Raw genomic sequence first — 14,503 nt, 5'->3', positions numbered from 1 at the left:
GGGAATGTCGGAAGTCGCGGAAGGGAATGATAGGTGGCCGGTCCGGCTACAGCTTGTCGGCGTGCAGCACGAAGAGAGAGGAAGCAGAAAGGCCCATCATCCAGGCCTTGGGGTTGGCGAACCGGAAGACCACCACTCCCTAAAACCGATCTGGCACGCATTGGCCGGGGTGCCGGCAGGCGCCACCGAGATCCCGAGGATCCTGATCGCGAGGTAGACGAGGTGGGCGGCGCCAATGTGGGACTCGGTCATAGAACTCTTTGCTAGAGCGCGGTAAACGAGTCGAACGTCGGCTCGCTGGCCGCAATCGGTGCGCCGCCATGGGCGAGATAGTCCACCGGGATTTCGCTCATGGGCCGTAGTGCGTTATTGACCGCTGCGCAGAACCCCCACGTCTCGCTATGCAGCGGTCGATTCTGCGCGATCCATTCGGGTCGGACATAGAGTGTGTTAGTCCAGTCGCCGCGCGGGTTGCTGTGGTGATAATCGTGTACCGGCATATCCCCTGGCACTACCAACAAGCGCAGCGGCAGGAACCAGCACAGCATCCGTAGCCACCACCCCGCGCGTTGCAGTACATGCCTGACTGCGCTTCCGCATCGACAGGGATAGGGACATCCCATGAAGCGTGCGGAGGTCTGCTGCTGCAGCCATGCGGCCCTGCGCTCGTCCGCCCCTTGCACGCGGAACCATTTGTGCTCGCCGGCAAAGGTCAGCAGGGCCGCATTCTGGAAGCCGACCGTGAGCGGAATTGCCCATACCACCAGAAAGACAGGCCACAGGTTGAACCATGTCAGCGCGCATCCGGCAGCGGCATAGGCGAGTATGGCCGCCATACGGCGCAGTGGCAGCGCACCGACGAAGTTGGCGCGGCCACGCGCCAACGTGTAGCGCAAATGAAAGCGTGGGTTTACCAGCGCCCAGCCGACGGCCAGCCAAAGCGTTTCCAATTGGCGCCCGGGGCGAAGACCGATGCCGTACAGCACATCGGCGTCCGGGTCCCCTTTGCCGGAGAAGTAGCGCGCGTGGTGATCGATTGCGTGATCCTGCCGAAATTGCTCATATGGCAACGTCAGAAGCAGCAACGACACGACATCGACAAACATCCTGTTCACGCTTGCTCGGCGAGAAAATGCCTCATGTATACCTCCGTGGCAGATCACCAAGAAGAATTTTCGCGCAGCGTGTACGGTCAGCAGCCAACCGGGCAGCAGCGCGAGCCACCAAGCGCCGCCCCGCGCGTATGCAAGGCACGAAAGCGCCACCCCGGTGGTCAACGCCAGCGTGTTGAGCGCAACGTGCGACCAGGGGCCGAGAAGGATGGCGGGTTGTTGGCCGGGCAAGGCCTTGCCCGTCAACCAGGTCAGGAAGCGCTGGACAGTGCGATACAGCGGGCCAGGCAGGAAACTGCCGGCATCGCGCATGGATTCGCGCACGTGCCGCTGCTCGGCGCGATCCCCCGCCGCGATGCAGATGCGCGCCGCGCGCTGCAAGATGGAGCGTGTCTTAGGCATGTTGCTGCAGGGTATCGTTGAAAATCGTTCGCCAGTTTCCCGCCGGTGCTCCCGCCGGGTCTCTCGCTGGAAGACGTGCCAGGGCGACGATGCCGCTTGCCTGGGTGCTGGTGCCGCCGTCAGGTGCGAGCAGGCCCGCCTCGATAAATGCCAGTGAATCCGTGCGCCTCACCACGCGGCACTCGAGCGTAGGGAGCGCGATGCGCACCGGCTTCATGAAATCGATCGACAGGTGTACCGTTCCGCACGTGCGGCCGCGGAACTGCAGGATGCCGGCGGTCGATATGCCACAGTCGATCATTCCAGCGATCACTGCACCATTGAGCGCCGATGTTCCGAGGCCTCCCATGTGAGAATCGAGTTGCCGCACCAGACGGAGCCGGACTACGGCAGGGTCGGTCAGGTCAAGCTCCGCGCCCATGTGGCGCAGCACCGGCAGCGCGTTCAGGCGCTGCTGCCATTGCGCGCGATCCTCGGCGGCAACGGGCAGGCGCAGCCCCTGCGCCCGCGACTGCGCATGTTCGTGGCTCGCGACGAAGCTCATGTCAGAATTTCCTCGGAGGCGGATGCCGCGCGCCGGGCGGGGGGCACCGTGCCGGTACTTTTGGCGGACCTGTCCGCGGCCGTTTTACCTGGCGTCTTCCGATAAGGTGACCAAATGAACTGGCGCCAGTAAGACTCGGCCACTTCCACCCACGTGCGCAGGGTTTCCGTCGATGCCAGCGAGCACGCCAGGCTGACGATGAGCCAGCTGTAGACCGCCTGGCTGTCGCGGCAGCCTTCACAGTGGCCGGATGTGCAGCAGCGCTCCAGCGTCTGCAAGTCGGCTTTCCATGTGTTGAAGAACGTCAGGCCGGGATTGCCGTTAGCCAAGCGCTGCTGGTTGTCAGGGTGATCCTGGCTGATGCTCGGGCACGTGTCGTAGCCGAAAGTGCCACACCATGCCTGGCCGGTAACCATTGCCTCGATATGTGCAGGATGGTTCAGGACCGTATTCGGGAAGAGCTGGCGGACGCGCAGCATTTCACGTAGCAACAATTGCTCGTTGCGCATGCGCAGGGGGTGTCCCGTGTTGTACTGGCTATAGAAGTTGAAGGTCACCGTGTTACCGTTCTCCTGAATTCGGCGTACGGTCGGCTCTATGTACGAGATGCCGCCTTCGGTCACGGCATAGACATAACATGCGCGCGGATCGTCTTTGTAGTTGGCCAGCGTGGTCTCGAACAGGCCAGAGAATCTGCGCCCGCCGGGCCGGATGGCGCGCAATTCATCGTCCAGCGGTCCGCCGCCGAACAGCGTAATGAAGACCGTCACATCCTCGAATGGCGCGGTATTCGGGAATGGCTTGAGGCCATTGGTGGAGATCGAGACAAAGCGCATGCGTTCCACAAAGGCGGCAATTCGGTCCACAAACAGCGTCGGCTCTCCGCCGATTAGCAGCGCTGCATTCACCTTTTGCTTGCGCTGTGCATCGATGAATGTGGTCCACTGAGCCAGGTTCTTGGCCTCAGGCGCACGCTTGTCGTGGCCAAACTCAAAGAACCAGCAGCCCTTGCAGCGGATATTGCATGCGTTCGTCAGGTGATACTCGGCCGCCCGCACGCGCGCAGAAAAGCTGCGTACCGCATTGAAGCGCTCGGTCAGTGCGGGATCCCGAGCAAGGAGCCCAGGCAAACGCTCAGCGATCAGATGCTTGCGTTGCTGGTGCAGCGAATCTGTTTCGCTCATGGCGCCTCCTCAAACAAACGCGCGGTTGGTCAGTCCGGCACGAGCAAGCCCATCGCCGTCAGGCGCGGCACCGTTTTCTTGATGAACTGATTGCGCAAGGCCTCGTTGCTTGTCTTACGTAGGCCCCACTTGATATAGAGTCGCGAGCGCTGGGAGTCGGAGCGCCCGAACAGATCGAGCAGGTGCGGCCACAGCCGGCTCAGGGCCTGCTGGGCGGCAATTCGGCCTTCATCGGTCATGCAGGCCTCATTGATAATGCGGTAGCCGTGCGCGACGTGGGTATGCTCATCGCTGATAATCTGCTTGATGAAGATGTCGGCGAACGGCTTGTAGCTGCAGTCGGCGAATTCGAGGAGGTGTTCAAGTACGACCGCCTCGCCAATGAACGAGAAGATGCCGCGCTCCATCCAGTTCCTGACTCCGCGCACCAGCTCGTTCGGGTAGTAAGGACGCTCCAGAAAATGTTGGCGGAGCATGTGACCCGTGTCGACGCCGAGTTCGGCGAGCACGTCTGCACTAAGCCGGTAATGCTGGATCTCCTCCGATGCCCGCTCGCAGCAAACCTGTTTCTCGAAGGCATTGGGCGCCAGGTTGTAAAAGATCTGGGTATAGTCGTCCGCGCCCGTAAGCTCGCCTTCCGTATGGACGAGCATCAGCCGTATGGCGAGCTCCTGATACTCCGACGGCATGTTGCGAAAGTCTGACGCATTTCGGACAGACCCCGGCCCGGCGAGTATCGCAATCTCATGCTGTACGGTGGTTGTTGAGCTCATTTCTCCCTCTCGTTCTTTATGTTGTGACGAGCGGAGTGTAGGGAGCAGTGACTAGTGCCATGCGTCCAGGAATGCCATCTTTGTGCGTTATTGCCGTGATTATTTCTGAGGACAGATTTAAGGGTGACTTCAGATGCTGTCCGCTGATCGCACGGAAATCCCCGCCTGATGCACCAAAATACAGCTTTGATGCTGCTGTCACAGGTGTTTTGACTGTCGTGTGCCCCATGGCGGTGCTAAAGTGCTGGGTTGTCGGACCGGCACGGTTAGTCGTGCCCGTCCGATAAACCGGAGGCGACCCACCTTCCATCGGCGCAACGCCAGACGGCACCGCAGACCGGCATCCAGCCGGCAAGGCTGCCGCATCCAGCCACTCCAGCACAGCAAGAGACATCCGTGAATTCTCCTTCCCTTGAAGCATTTCTGGCGGGGGTTGCCCGCCGCGACCCCAATCAACCCGAATTCCTCCAGGCCGTGAAGGAAGTCATGATGACGCTGTGGCCGTTCGTCGAGCGCAATCCGCGCTACGCCGACCAGGCCTTGCTCGAACGCCTGGTCGAGCCCGAGCGCGTGATCCAGTTCCGCGTGGCATGGACCGACGACCAGAACCGCGTGCAGGTCAACCGCGCCTTCCGCGTGCAGCACAGCTCGGCCATCGGCCCGTTCAAGGGCGGCATGCGCTTCCACCCGACCGTGAACCTGTCGGTGCTGAAGTTCCTGGGTTTCGAGCAGACCTTCAAGAACGCGCTGACCACGCTGCCCATGGGCGGCGGCAAGGGCGGATCGGACTTCGATCCCAAGGGCAAGTCGGATGGTGAAGTGATGCGCTTCTGCCAGGCGCTGGTGACCGAGCTGTACCGCCACCTGGGCCCGGATACCGACATCCCGGCCGGCGACATCGGCGTGGGCGCGCGCGAGGTCGGCTTTATGGCCGGCATGATGAAGAAGCTGTCGAACCAGTCGGCCTGCGTGTTTACCGGCAAGGGCCTGGCCTATGGCGGCAGCCTGATGCGCCCGGAAGCGACCGGCTACGGCACCGTCTACTTCGCCCAGGAAATGCTGCACCGTCGCGGACGCGGCTTCGACGGGCTGCGCGTGCTGATCTCCGGCTCGGGCAACGTGGCGCAGTACGCGGCCGAGAAGGCAATCGAGCTGGGCGCCAAGGTGCTGACGCTGTCCGACTCCGGCGGCGTGCTGCACTACCCGCAGGGCATGACCACCGAGCAACTGGCCGAAGTGATGGCCTTCAAGAATGAAGAGCGCGGCCGCCTGTCGGACTTTGCCGCCCGCCACGGCATGACCTTCGAGGCCGGCCGCACCCCGTGGCACGTGCCCGCCGACGTGGCGCTGCCGTGCGCGACGCAGAACGAACTCGACGGCAACGACGCCGAGACCCTGCTCGGCAATGGCGTGATCTGCGTCGCCGAAGGCGCCAACATGCCGTCGACGCTGGAGGCGGTGGACCGCTTTGTCGACGCCAAGATCCTGTACGCGCCGGGCAAGGCCAGCAACGCCGGCGGCGTGGCCACCTCCGGCCTGGAGATGTCGCAGAACGCGATGCGCCTGTCCTGGCACCATGCCGAGGTCGACGAGAAGCTGCACGCGATCATGAAGGACATCCACCAGAACTGCATCCACCACGGCCAGAAGGCGGATGGCTACATCAATTACGTCGAAGGCGCGAACATCGCCGGCTTCGTCAAGGTGGCCGACGCGATGCTGGCGCAGGGCGTGATCTGACGGGAAAGCGGCGGCCGGCGCGATGCCGGCCGCTATCCCGAGGCAGCTACTGCTGCCGGCGCTGCTCTGCCGGCGGCCGGGTTGTGGCCGCGGCAGCGGAGCGGCGAGCCCTGGCCCGATGGCATAGCAGCAGCGACAGGCACAAGCTTAGACACGCACCCGCGAACGCTTCATCGAGCGGTAAGCGCGGCCTGGCCGGCATCAGCATGGAATAGACGCACAGGTTGAGCGCCAGCACCCCAGCCAGCGCAGCGGCCGCCCAGCCATACAGGCGCCGGTGAAGCGCCGGGATAAACCAATACCTGGGCGCCAGCACGATGAGCACGATGACGGTGTAACCGAACATGGCGATGCCGGGGACGGTGAGCTGGAGATCTGCGATCGGGGTGCCTGTCATCTGCGACGCTCCGCATTGGTGAAGTAGCCGGGATTGTCTTTCTCGATCTTGCAGTGGAGCAGCGCCATCAGCAGGCTCATCACCGGGCCGAAGCATGCGCGGTAGAGTGTTGGCGCGGCTTCGCCGCCGAGGGTCTGCCACAGCAACAGACAGTTTGCTGCCAGCGCCGCGCCCAATATCATCGCCGTGCGCAGATAGCGCTCGGCATACAGGGACGGGAACAGCAGGTACCTGGGCACAAGATAGAAGAAGACCAGGCCGTTGCAGAGCGCCTGAAGTCTTTCGTAGTCAGTCATGCCTAAGTCCATGTCCATGAAAGGTTCCGGGCGGCCGGCGGCGATGGCGCCGGCCCGTTAATCTGACGTGCGTCAGCAAGCCAGCCCGGCAGCGCCGCATTTCTGCAGCGGCGGCTGGGGGAGTGCAGGGATGAACGGCGCGGCGCCGGTTACCAGCACGGTGCCGACCCTTGGCAAGCTTGACGCGATGCCACCCAGGAAGCCGGAGGTAAAGCCCGTTCCCGCGTTCCACGCCAGCCCGGCGGCGGTGGGGTTGGGCGTATTCACCCAATAGGCCCCGCCATTGGCGATCGCGCCGGCGGTCGCCGCAACCCCGGCAATGACGACCGGTGCCACCGACCCTTCCACCGCTTCCATTTCCGTCGCCGACAGATGGCTGATGTACCGGCCTGATACGGTGTCCGCACGCTCGATCTCTTCGAATGTCACCGCCTTGGCGCAAGCCGTGCCGCCGAGGCTGGCCAGCGCCACCGCGGCCAGGGTCTTCTGAACCAGATCCATGGATTTTCTCCTTAGCTCAAAGCGAGTTATTGCAAACGTTCCCTTGCGGGCATGGCGCCCAGCTTTACTACCGTACCGAGCGTGATCTGCGCACCCCCGCGGCCGCTGACATTGGCGTTGCCGCTCAGTGAAATGGTGGTCCGGTCGCTGGCGCGATAGCCCAGGCCAAAGACCAGTGCGGTTTGTGTGTTGCGTTGCGCGGGCAGTCCTCGAGGATTGCTGTCTGCCTGCTGCAACTGCCAGTTGATGCCGCCGTAGAGCGTGACGGTCTCGTTGGCGGCAAATCCCACCTGCGGCGTCAGCATCAACACGTTGCCCGGCGTCGCGATGCCGTCATGCCGCGGCAGGTTCAGGCGATAGGAGGCATTCAGGCTGAGCACCACCGGATCGATCGAGCGATAGAGCGTGCCGCCGGCGGTGAAGCTGCTGAAGTACGAGACAGCATTGCCGCTGTGTTCCACCGCGCCGGTCTCCACGAAGCCGACCAGGCCGGGGCTGCCTTGCTCCTTGAGCAGGCGGTGGCTGATGGCCAAAGTGAGGCTGGAAAAGCGGGTGCTATGGCTGGACTGCTGATCGATGCCCTCGAACAGCGTCCGCTCACTCGTATATGAGCCGGTGCCGGAAAACGACAGTTCGGTATTCGCCGAATAGCCGTAGCGCAAGCCGGCATACGCCACCAGCGAATCGACATTGCGCGTCTTGGGCACGACCCCGGTCGCCACGGGAATGATGTTGGGCCCCACCTGGATATAGATGGGACCACTGGCCGCGGTGCCGCTGCCCTCCTGGTTGAAGTAGGACAAGCCGGCTTCGGCTCGCCACCGGTTCTGGGCCGTCAGCAAGTCTTCCAGCGTGGGTACGATTTGCGACCACGCGTGGCATGGGGCGAACGCGGCCGCGGCGGTGGCTACGCGTGTCAGGCGGCGGATCATGGCCGGAACGGTCTCAGGGTCAACCCGGCGAACCGGGCTGGAATCGGCCGCATGAAGGCCGGATTTGCGGCCCGCCTTGCGTCGCGCGGCATCACGATCAAGGCGCGGCCGGGGTAGTTCCGGTTCAGCCGGGTGGTCCACAGCCTCAGGAAATCCGTCGTGCTGTAGATGCGGTTGCCTAGCGAAGGATCGGCCAGTTCCACCGAATGCGCATCGATACTGCGGAGGACCGAAAAGTGATTGTCGTTACCGACGTGGAGAAACACGATCGCGGGCACATTGATCTGCCGCAGGGCCTCGAGCGACAGCGCATAGCCGCGCGCTTCGTAGCCAAAATGCGTTGCCGCGGCCGACAGGGTGCTGAGCGTGGCCGGTCCCTTGGCGGCGATCTGCTTCAGGACGTCGGTCTCGCTGACCGCTTCTCCGTAGTAGTGCCGCAGCAGCGTGGCCAGCGCCGCGGCGCCGCACGAATAGTCATACTGTTGCCGGACCACGCCTTCATCGCGCATCGCCTTCCATGAGCGCACCGGCGACTCGACTGCAGCGGCGTGGCTAACCTGTCCAAGTGCCAGCGCCAGCAACGTGATGGTGTGGCGTTGCAGTGCAGACTGTCCGCGGCAAGGCCTCCAGGGGTGAGCACATCGCATGGATGAAAATAATTCTCATTGCTGTCGATGTGCTGCAGGTTAGCGGCCCGGCCGCGCTGGCGGCGTTCGCGTATTCAGCAATGGCGTGCAGCGATGGCTGCACGAGGCTGCGAGCTGTCTGCGGAGAGGGAAGAATCTTCCGGGCGACCATGCCAGCGTCGGCCAGCGCGGTCAGCGGTCGAAAGCGTGGCGGGGGTATCGGCGCGCAGCAGCGGGCAGGGCAGGTCAGCCGACCCGCGCATGCGGAATCCGGCTACGATACCGGGATTCCAAAACCGTTCACAAGATCAGGAAGCGAGCACCATGCTGGAACTCAGACCAGGCTGCGAACACTGCAACAAGCCCCTGCCGCCGGACTCCACCGAAGCGCGCATCTGCTCGTATGAATGCACCTTCTGCACGGGCTGCGTCGAACTGCTGGGCAATGTCTGCCCGAACTGCGGGGGTGGCTTCGCGCCGCGGCCGGTGCGGCCGGCGCGCGACTGGAAGAACGGCAATTACCTGGGCAACGACCCGGCCAGTACCAAGGTGAAACACCGGCCGGTGGACCTTGCCGCGCATGCGCGCCTGGTCGAGGCGGTTGGACAGGTCGTGCCAGAGCGGCGCTAGCCGCGGGATTTCGTTTTCGGCTGGAGCAGTTCGCCGGCCTCCTTCACGTTCTGTTCGGCGCGCTGGCTGATCACGGCAAGCGCCTCGGCTTGCGCCTTCTGCGCCGTTTCGGCCAGCGCGCGCATGTTTTCCAGCGCCTGGTGCAGCTGCTGTTGCACGAACTCGCTGTGCCTGGTCATCGCCTCCGCCGGATTGCTTGCCGTGCCGTACTGCTGGGCGGCCGCCTGCAGCTGCTGCATGGTCTGGGCGAAGATCTCCTGCTGCTTCTTCACGATGGCCTGCATGCCTTCATAGGCCAGCCGGTTGGCCTCGGCCAGGGCCTCGATGTCCTTGCGGCGCGCTTCGATCACCGCGCTCATGTCCACGCCTGGCAGGCGGAACTGTTCCATCATCCTGGTGAAATCGGCAAAGGGATTGGGAGGCGTGGCCATGCTGGGTCTCCTGGTGGAAGGACTGGCAGGTCGGCCGGCGGCGGGGACGGCGTGCGCCTTTTGGCCGGGATCCTGTCCACTATAGCCGGTATCCGCACACTTCTGGCCGTCAATCGAGGAAGACCCTAAAGTTACCGCCGCCCCTGCCGTTGGCATCCATAGCCCGCCTGTGCGTCGGCCCGAGCCGGCCCGCCCGCGGACGATGAGAGCGAAGAGCGTTGCGCCGAGCCGTTTCGTGTGCGGCAGCACTTCGCCATGACCAATGCTAATCAGGTAGAAGAAATGAAGAATCTAGGTATCGGGGTTCGCCTCGGCATCGGTTTTGGGGTGGTATTGCTGCTGTCGGCGCTGATGACGGTATTCGGCATGATGCGGCTGCAGCAGGTGGCCGAGCGCACCCACGCGATGATGCAGCAACCGCTGACCAAGGAGCGGCTGGTCAGCGACTGGTACCGCCTCATGCATACCAGCGTGCGCCGCACCACCGCGGTGGCGCGCAGCGCCGACCCGTCACTGGGCCAGTTCTTTGCCGCCGAGACCAAGGCCTCGATCGAAGGCATTGCGCAGCTGCGCGACAAGCTGCAGCCGATGCTCAGCTCCGAGCAGGAAAAGGCTGCGTTCCAGAAGATCCTGAGCGTGCGCGACCCGTACAACAATGGCCGCGACAAGATCACCAGGCTCAAGCAGGAAGGCCTGACCGAGGAAGCCAACCAGGTGCTGGAGAAAGAGTTCGTGCCCGCCGGCGACGCCTACCTGGCCGAGATCCAGAAGCTGCTCGACATCCAGCGTGCCAGCATCGACGCCACCGCGCGCGAGATCAACGCCATCTACGTCAATGCGCGCAACAGCCTGATCGGGCTGGGCGTGGTGGTGCTGGGGATCGGCATTGCGTTCGCGTTCTGGCTGACCATCGGCATTACGCGTCCGCTGCATCGGGCGGTGGCGGTGGCACGCACCGTGGCCTCGGGCGACCTGACCAGCCGCATCGAGGTCGACAGCCGCGACGAGACCGGCCAGCTGCTGCAGGCGCTGGCGGACATGAACGCCAATATCCTGCGCATCGTGCGCCAGGTGCGCGCCGGTACCGAATCGATCGTGTCCGGCACCAGCCAGATCGCGGCAGGCAACACCGACCTGTCGCAGCGCACCGAGGAACAGGCCTCGTCGCTGCAGCAGACCGCGGCCAGCATGGAAGAGCTGACCAGCATCGTGCGCCAGAACGCGGACAATGCGCGCCAGGCCAGCACGCTGGCGGTCAACGCGTCCGATATCGCGGCCAAGGGTGGCGAAGTCGCGGGCAAGGTGGCCGAGACCATGGAAGAGATCAACGGCGCGTCGAAGAAGGTGGTCGACATCATCGCCGTCATCGAAGGCATTGCGTTCCAGACCAATATCCTGGCACTGAACGCCGCGGTGGAAGCCGCGCGCGCCGGCGAGCAAGGCCGCGGCTTCGCGGTGGTGGCGGGCGAAGTGCGAACCCTGGCGCAGCGCAGCGCGACCGCGGCCAAGGAAATCAAGGCGCTGATCGGCGATTCGGTCGATCGCGTCGAGAAGGGCTCGATGCTGGTGACGCAGTCGGGCCAGACCATGGAAGAGATCGTCGCGGCAGTCAAGCGCGTGACCGACATCATGGGCGAGATCAGCGCGGCGTCGGCCGAGCAGAGCTCGGGCATCGAGCAGGTGAACCAGGCGGTGACGCAGATGGATACGGTGACGCAGCAGAACGCGGCGCTGGTGGAAGAAGCCGCGGCGGCGGCAGGTTCGCTGGAGGAACAGGCGCAGCGGCTGAAGGAGGCGGTGGCGACGTTCAGGCTGGCGGCCTGACGGGCCAGCCGGCGGTTTTCCCTCTCCCCAAGGGGGAGAGGGCTGGCGCCCCCCCCCGGTATGGATGTGATCCGTCGGTGGCACCTGCGGTCAGTCGGCGTGCCCTTGCCTGTCCCTACATAGCAGAGCGGCCGCCTGGACGGCACCGTTGAGGTGCAACGAACGCCATCCGGCGCCGCAAGCCGGGTGCCAACCCAAATTTCTGCCCGATTGCCGCCCCGGATGCGGTGGTTTTCAGATTCCTGAAAGCAAACTGAGGCAAAATTCTACTTTTCGCCTAGTTTGTTGCCCTGACCGTGACCCGGCAGGCAGAAGTCCCACCCACCGATAGAGGATCTGAGAGAAGCAATGAGTACCCAGCAACCCACCATCATCTACACGCTGACCGACGAAGCCCCGCTGCTGGCGACCAGTGCGTTCCTCCCGATCATCCAGACCTTCACCAAGCCGGCCGGCATCAACGTGACCACCAGTGATATCTCGGTGGCTGGCCGTATCCTGGGTGAGTTCCCCGACTTCCTGACCGAAGAACAGCGCGTGCCGGACAACCTGGCCGAGCTGGGCAAGCTGACGCAGCTGCCGGACACCAACATCATCAAGCTGCCGAACATCTCGGCCTCGGTGCACCAACTGGTCAGCGCCATCCGCGAACTGCAGGGCAAGGGCTACAAGGTGCCCGACTACCCGGAAGACCCGAAGACCGACGAAGAAAAGGCGATCCAGAAGCGCTATTCCAAGTGCCTGGGCTCGGCCGTGAACCCGGTCCTGCGCGAAGGCAACTCCGACCGCCGTGCCCCCGCCGCGGTCAAGAACTACGCGCGCAAGCACCCGCACAGCATGGGCGAGTGGAGCATGGCCTCGCGCACGCACGTGGCGCACATGAAGCACGGCGACTTCTATCACGGCGAAAAGTCGATGACGCTGGACCGCGCGCGCGACGTCAAGATGGAGCTGATCACCAAGAGCGGCAAGACCATCGTGCTCAAGCCCAAGGTGTCGCTGCAGGACGGCGAGATCATCGACAGCATGTTCATGAGCAAGAAGGCCCTGTGCGCCTTCTATGAAGAGCAGTTCGAAGACGCGCGCAAGACCGGCGTGATGCTGTCGCTGCACGTCAAGGCGACCATGATGAAGGTGTCGCACCCGATCGTGTTCGGCCACGCCGTCAAGATTTTCTACAAGGAAGCGTTCGCCAAGCACGGCGCGCTGTTCGACGAACTGGGCGTCAATGTCAACAACGGCCTGGTCAACCTGTACGAGAAGATCGAGTCGCTGCCCAGCTCCAAGCGCGAAGAGATCATCCGCGACCTGCACGCCTGCCACGAGCATCGCCCGGAACTGGCAATGGTGGACTCGGCCAAGGGCATCTCGAACCTGCACGCGCCGAACGACGTGATCGTCGATGCCTCGATGCCGGCCATGATCCGCATCGGCGGCAAGATGTGGGGCGCCGACGGCCGTCCGAAGGACACCAAGGCCGTGATCCCGGAGAGCACCTTTGCCCGGATCTACCAGGAGATCATCAACTTCTGCAAGACCAACGGCAACTTCGACCCGACCACCATGGGCACCGTGCCCAACGTGGGCCTGATGGCGCAGAAGGCGGAAGAGTACGGCTCGCACGACAAGACCTTCGAGATCGCCGAAGACGGCGTCGCCAACATCGTCGACCTGGCCACCGGTGAGGTGCTGCTGACGCAGAACGTCGAGCAGGGCGACATCTGGCGCATGTGCCAGGTCAAGGACGCGCCGATCCGCGACTGGGTCAAGCTGGCTGTCACGCGCGCGCGCAACTCGGGCATGCCGGCGGTGTTCTGGCTGGACCCGTACCGTCCGCACGAGGCCGAGCTGATCAAGAAGGTAGAAACGTACCTGAAGGACCACGACACCAGCGGCCTGGACATCCAGATCATGTCGCAGGTGCGCGCCATGCGCTACACGCTGGAACGCGTGATCCGCGGCCTGGACACCATCTCGGTGACCGGCAACATCCTGCGCGACTACCTGACCGACCTGTTCCCGATCATGGAGCTGGGCACCAGCGCCAAGATGCTGTCGATCGTGCCGCTGATGGCCGGCGGCGGCATGTATGAAACGGGTGCCGGCGGCTCGGCGCCGAAGCACGTCAAGCAACTGGTGGAGGAAAACCACCTGCGCTGGGATTCGCTGGGCGAGTTCCTGGCGCTGGCGGTGTCGCTGGAAGACGTTGGCATCAAGACCGGCAATGCCCGCGCCAAGATCCTGGCCAAGACGCTGGATGCCGCCACCGGCAAGCTGCTCGACAACAACAAGAGCCCGTCGCCGAAGACCGGCGAGCTGGATAACCGCGGCAGCCAGTTCTACCTGGCGATGTACTGGGCCCAGGAACTGGCCGCGCAGTCGGACGACGCGGAACTGGCCGCCAAGTTCGCGCCGCTGGCCAGGACGCTGACCGACAACGAGCAGAAGATCGTTGGCGAACTCGCCGCGGTGCAAGGCCAGCCGGTGGACATCGGCGGCTACTACCAGCCGGACGCCGCCAAGCTCAGCGCCGCGATGCGCCCGAGCCAGACGCTGAACGCCGCGCTGGCCTCGGTGGCAGCCTGAGCGCCGCCGGCCCGCGTGGCGGGCCGGCCGTGAGCAAGACCCCGGACCCTGGTCCGGGGTTTTTCGTTTGTGCCGCGGGTGCGCCTATTGCTGTGGCGTTTGCGCAGGCAAGTCCCACCCTTGTTCGGGCCCGCTCTTCTGGTCGCGGTAGGTCCACAGCGCGCCGCAATCCTGGCAGACGAAGCTGCTGATGGTGATGGCTGCCGAACGCGGCGGCTTGATGCGGCGAGTGTCGGTGATGCGCAGTGCGGCATGCCCGGGGGCGCCGCGCACATGGCGTTCAATGGCCTGGCAGGCAGTGCAGAGTGTCATCCGTGGTGTTCCGTTCGATGGGCCACTGTAGCATGCATGCCGCGTGCGGAACGGCAAGACCCTCAACCCGCACTTTGCCTGCGATTCTGCAGGGATTCGGCGAAGTTCGTTGACTTGGTGGGGGGTGACCTGTATAAGGGTGGTTGCAGGATCAATCAAGCAGCAATCTCGAAGTCCAGGTGCTTGCCCACACGGCGCCACTTATTCTCCAAG

15 protein-coding genes are annotated in these 14,503 nt (G+C 63.9%); 4 read left to right on the top strand and 11 right to left on the bottom strand.

The genetic code is table 11. From position 1 onward, the window contains the following. Positions 1-263 precede the first annotated feature (263 nt). Genes RALTA_RS23555 through RALTA_RS23540 form a run of 4 tightly spaced genes read right to left on the bottom strand, consistent with a single transcriptional unit; the run spans position 264 to position 4,015 of the window. Positions 264-1,514, bottom strand: a complete 1,251-nt coding sequence (locus RALTA_RS23555; RefSeq protein WP_012356454.1) for a fatty acid desaturase — start codon at positions 1,512-1,514, stop codon at positions 264-266. Continuing rightward, positions 1,507-2,058, bottom strand: a complete 552-nt coding sequence (locus RALTA_RS23550) for a PaaI family thioesterase (RefSeq protein ID WP_012356453.1) — start codon at positions 2,056-2,058, stop codon at positions 1,507-1,509. The genes RALTA_RS23555 and RALTA_RS23550 overlap by 8 nt, the downstream gene beginning before the upstream one ends. Further along, the gene (locus RALTA_RS23545) at positions 2,055-3,242 is read right to left on the bottom strand and encodes a radical SAM protein (protein WP_012356452.1); all 1,188 of its coding nucleotides are present in this window, start codon (positions 3,240-3,242) and stop codon (positions 2,055-2,057) included. Before RALTA_RS23545 ends, RALTA_RS23550 begins: the two co-directional genes overlap by 4 nt. A gap of 29 nt (positions 3,243-3,271) precedes the next feature. Then, complete coding sequence (locus RALTA_RS23540) at positions 3,272-4,015, bottom strand: ferritin-like fold-containing protein (protein ID WP_242405273.1); 744 nt, start codon at positions 4,013-4,015, stop codon at positions 3,272-3,274. 396 nt (positions 4,016-4,411) lie between these two features. Between RALTA_RS23540 and gdhA the strand changes: the two genes are divergently transcribed. After that, positions 4,412-5,755: an NADP-specific glutamate dehydrogenase gene (gene gdhA, locus RALTA_RS23535; RefSeq protein ID WP_012356450.1), complete on the top strand. Its 1,344-nt coding sequence runs from the start codon at positions 4,412-4,414 to the stop codon at positions 5,753-5,755. A 46-nt stretch (positions 5,756-5,801) separates the two neighbouring features. On the opposite strand, the gene RALTA_RS23530 is transcribed toward gdhA, so the two are convergent. The 5 genes from RALTA_RS23530 to RALTA_RS23510 form a co-directional block, all read right to left on the bottom strand. Further along, positions 5,802-6,152, bottom strand: a complete 351-nt coding sequence (locus RALTA_RS23530; RefSeq protein WP_012356449.1) for a hypothetical protein — start codon at positions 6,150-6,152, stop codon at positions 5,802-5,804. Further along, a complete protein-coding gene (locus RALTA_RS23525; protein ID WP_232347798.1) occupies positions 6,149-6,448 on the bottom strand; it encodes a hypothetical protein in 300 nt (99 codons plus the stop codon). Before RALTA_RS23525 ends, RALTA_RS23530 begins: the two co-directional genes overlap by 4 nt. Positions 6,449-6,520: 72 nt before the next feature. Then, positions 6,521-6,949: a hypothetical protein gene (locus RALTA_RS23520; RefSeq protein WP_012356447.1), complete on the bottom strand. Its 429-nt coding sequence runs from the start codon at positions 6,947-6,949 to the stop codon at positions 6,521-6,523. A gap of 26 nt (positions 6,950-6,975) precedes the next feature. Beyond that, positions 6,976-7,881 (bottom strand): hypothetical protein, encoded by a 906-nt coding sequence (locus tag RALTA_RS23515; protein ID WP_012356446.1) that lies wholly within the window; start codon positions 7,879-7,881, stop codon positions 6,976-6,978. Beyond that, positions 7,878-8,390: a C39 family peptidase gene (locus RALTA_RS23510; RefSeq protein WP_050976518.1), complete on the bottom strand. Its 513-nt coding sequence runs from the start codon at positions 8,388-8,390 to the stop codon at positions 7,878-7,880. The genes RALTA_RS23515 and RALTA_RS23510 overlap by 4 nt, the downstream gene beginning before the upstream one ends. Positions 8,391-8,831: 441 nt before the next feature. Here RALTA_RS23510 and RALTA_RS23505 point away from each other — a divergent pair, with 441 nt between their 5' ends. Next, positions 8,832-9,137, top strand: a complete 306-nt coding sequence (locus RALTA_RS23505; protein ID WP_012356443.1) for a DUF1272 domain-containing protein — start codon at positions 8,832-8,834, stop codon at positions 9,135-9,137. Here RALTA_RS23505 and RALTA_RS23500 read toward each other — a convergent pair. After that, positions 9,134-9,568: a phasin family protein gene (locus tag RALTA_RS23500; RefSeq protein ID WP_025584762.1), complete on the bottom strand. Its 435-nt coding sequence runs from the start codon at positions 9,566-9,568 to the stop codon at positions 9,134-9,136. The genes RALTA_RS23505 and RALTA_RS23500 overlap by 4 nt on opposite strands. Positions 9,569-9,850: 282 nt before the next feature. Here RALTA_RS23500 and RALTA_RS23495 point away from each other — a divergent pair, with 282 nt between their 5' ends. Together RALTA_RS23495 and RALTA_RS23490 are read left to right on the top strand one after the other, a co-directional pair. Then, positions 9,851-11,392, top strand: coding sequence for a methyl-accepting chemotaxis protein (locus RALTA_RS23495; RefSeq protein WP_025584764.1), 1,542 nt, complete (start codon positions 9,851-9,853; stop codon positions 11,390-11,392). A 348-nt stretch (positions 11,393-11,740) separates the two neighbouring features. Then, on the top strand, positions 11,741-13,978 hold the full coding sequence (locus tag RALTA_RS23490) for an NADP-dependent isocitrate dehydrogenase (RefSeq protein ID WP_012356440.1): 2,238 nt from the start codon (positions 11,741-11,743) through the stop codon (positions 13,976-13,978). Between the two features lie 84 nt (positions 13,979-14,062). Here RALTA_RS23490 and RALTA_RS23485 read toward each other — a convergent pair whose 3' ends face one another. Continuing rightward, positions 14,063-14,290, bottom strand: coding sequence for a hypothetical protein (locus tag RALTA_RS23485; protein WP_012356439.1), 228 nt, complete (start codon positions 14,288-14,290; stop codon positions 14,063-14,065). Positions 14,291-14,503: the final 213 nt, after the last annotated feature.

Source organism: Cupriavidus taiwanensis LMG 19424 (genome assembly GCF_000069785.1).
Classification (GTDB): domain Bacteria; phylum Pseudomonadota; class Gammaproteobacteria; order Burkholderiales; family Burkholderiaceae; genus Cupriavidus; species Cupriavidus taiwanensis.
The sequence above is the reverse complement of the archived record's forward strand: the minus strand, read 5'-3'. Positions and strand labels throughout refer to the sequence as shown.

Excerpts from the sequence above, each read along its gene's own strand:
- RALTA_RS23555 (WP_012356454.1), bottom strand. The coding sequence starts at position 1,514 with ATGCCTAAGACACGCTCCATCTTGCAGCGCGCGGCGCGCATCTGCATC.
- RALTA_RS23550 (WP_012356453.1), bottom strand. The coding sequence starts at position 2,058 with ATGAGCTTCGTCGCGAGCCACGAACATGCGCAGTCGCGGGCGCAGGGG.
- RALTA_RS23545 (WP_012356452.1), bottom strand. The coding sequence starts at position 3,242 with ATGAGCGAAACAGATTCGCTGCACCAGCAACGCAAGCATCTGATCGCT.
- RALTA_RS23540 (WP_242405273.1), bottom strand. The coding sequence starts at position 4,015 with ATGAGCTCAACAACCACCGTACAGCATGAGATTGCGATACTCGCCGGG.
- RALTA_RS23530 (WP_012356449.1), bottom strand. The coding sequence starts at position 6,152 with ATGACAGGCACCCCGATCGCAGATCTCCAGCTCACCGTCCCCGGCATC.
- RALTA_RS23525 (WP_232347798.1), bottom strand. The coding sequence starts at position 6,448 with ATGACTGACTACGAAAGACTTCAGGCGCTCTGCAACGGCCTGGTCTTC.
- RALTA_RS23520 (WP_012356447.1), bottom strand. The coding sequence starts at position 6,949 with ATGGATCTGGTTCAGAAGACCCTGGCCGCGGTGGCGCTGGCCAGCCTC.
- RALTA_RS23515 (WP_012356446.1), bottom strand. The coding sequence starts at position 7,881 with ATGATCCGCCGCCTGACACGCGTAGCCACCGCCGCGGCCGCGTTCGCC.
- RALTA_RS23510 (WP_050976518.1), bottom strand. The coding sequence starts at position 8,390 with ATGCGCGATGAAGGCGTGGTCCGGCAACAGTATGACTATTCGTGCGGC.
- RALTA_RS23505 (WP_012356443.1), top strand. The coding sequence starts at position 8,832 with ATGCTGGAACTCAGACCAGGCTGCGAACACTGCAACAAGCCCCTGCCG.
- RALTA_RS23500 (WP_025584762.1), bottom strand. The coding sequence starts at position 9,568 with ATGGCCACGCCTCCCAATCCCTTTGCCGATTTCACCAGGATGATGGAA.
- RALTA_RS23495 (WP_025584764.1), top strand. The coding sequence starts at position 9,851 with ATGAAGAATCTAGGTATCGGGGTTCGCCTCGGCATCGGTTTTGGGGTG.
- RALTA_RS23490 (WP_012356440.1), top strand. The coding sequence starts at position 11,741 with ATGAGTACCCAGCAACCCACCATCATCTACACGCTGACCGACGAAGCC.
- RALTA_RS23485 (WP_012356439.1), bottom strand. The coding sequence starts at position 14,290 with ATGACACTCTGCACTGCCTGCCAGGCCATTGAACGCCATGTGCGCGGC.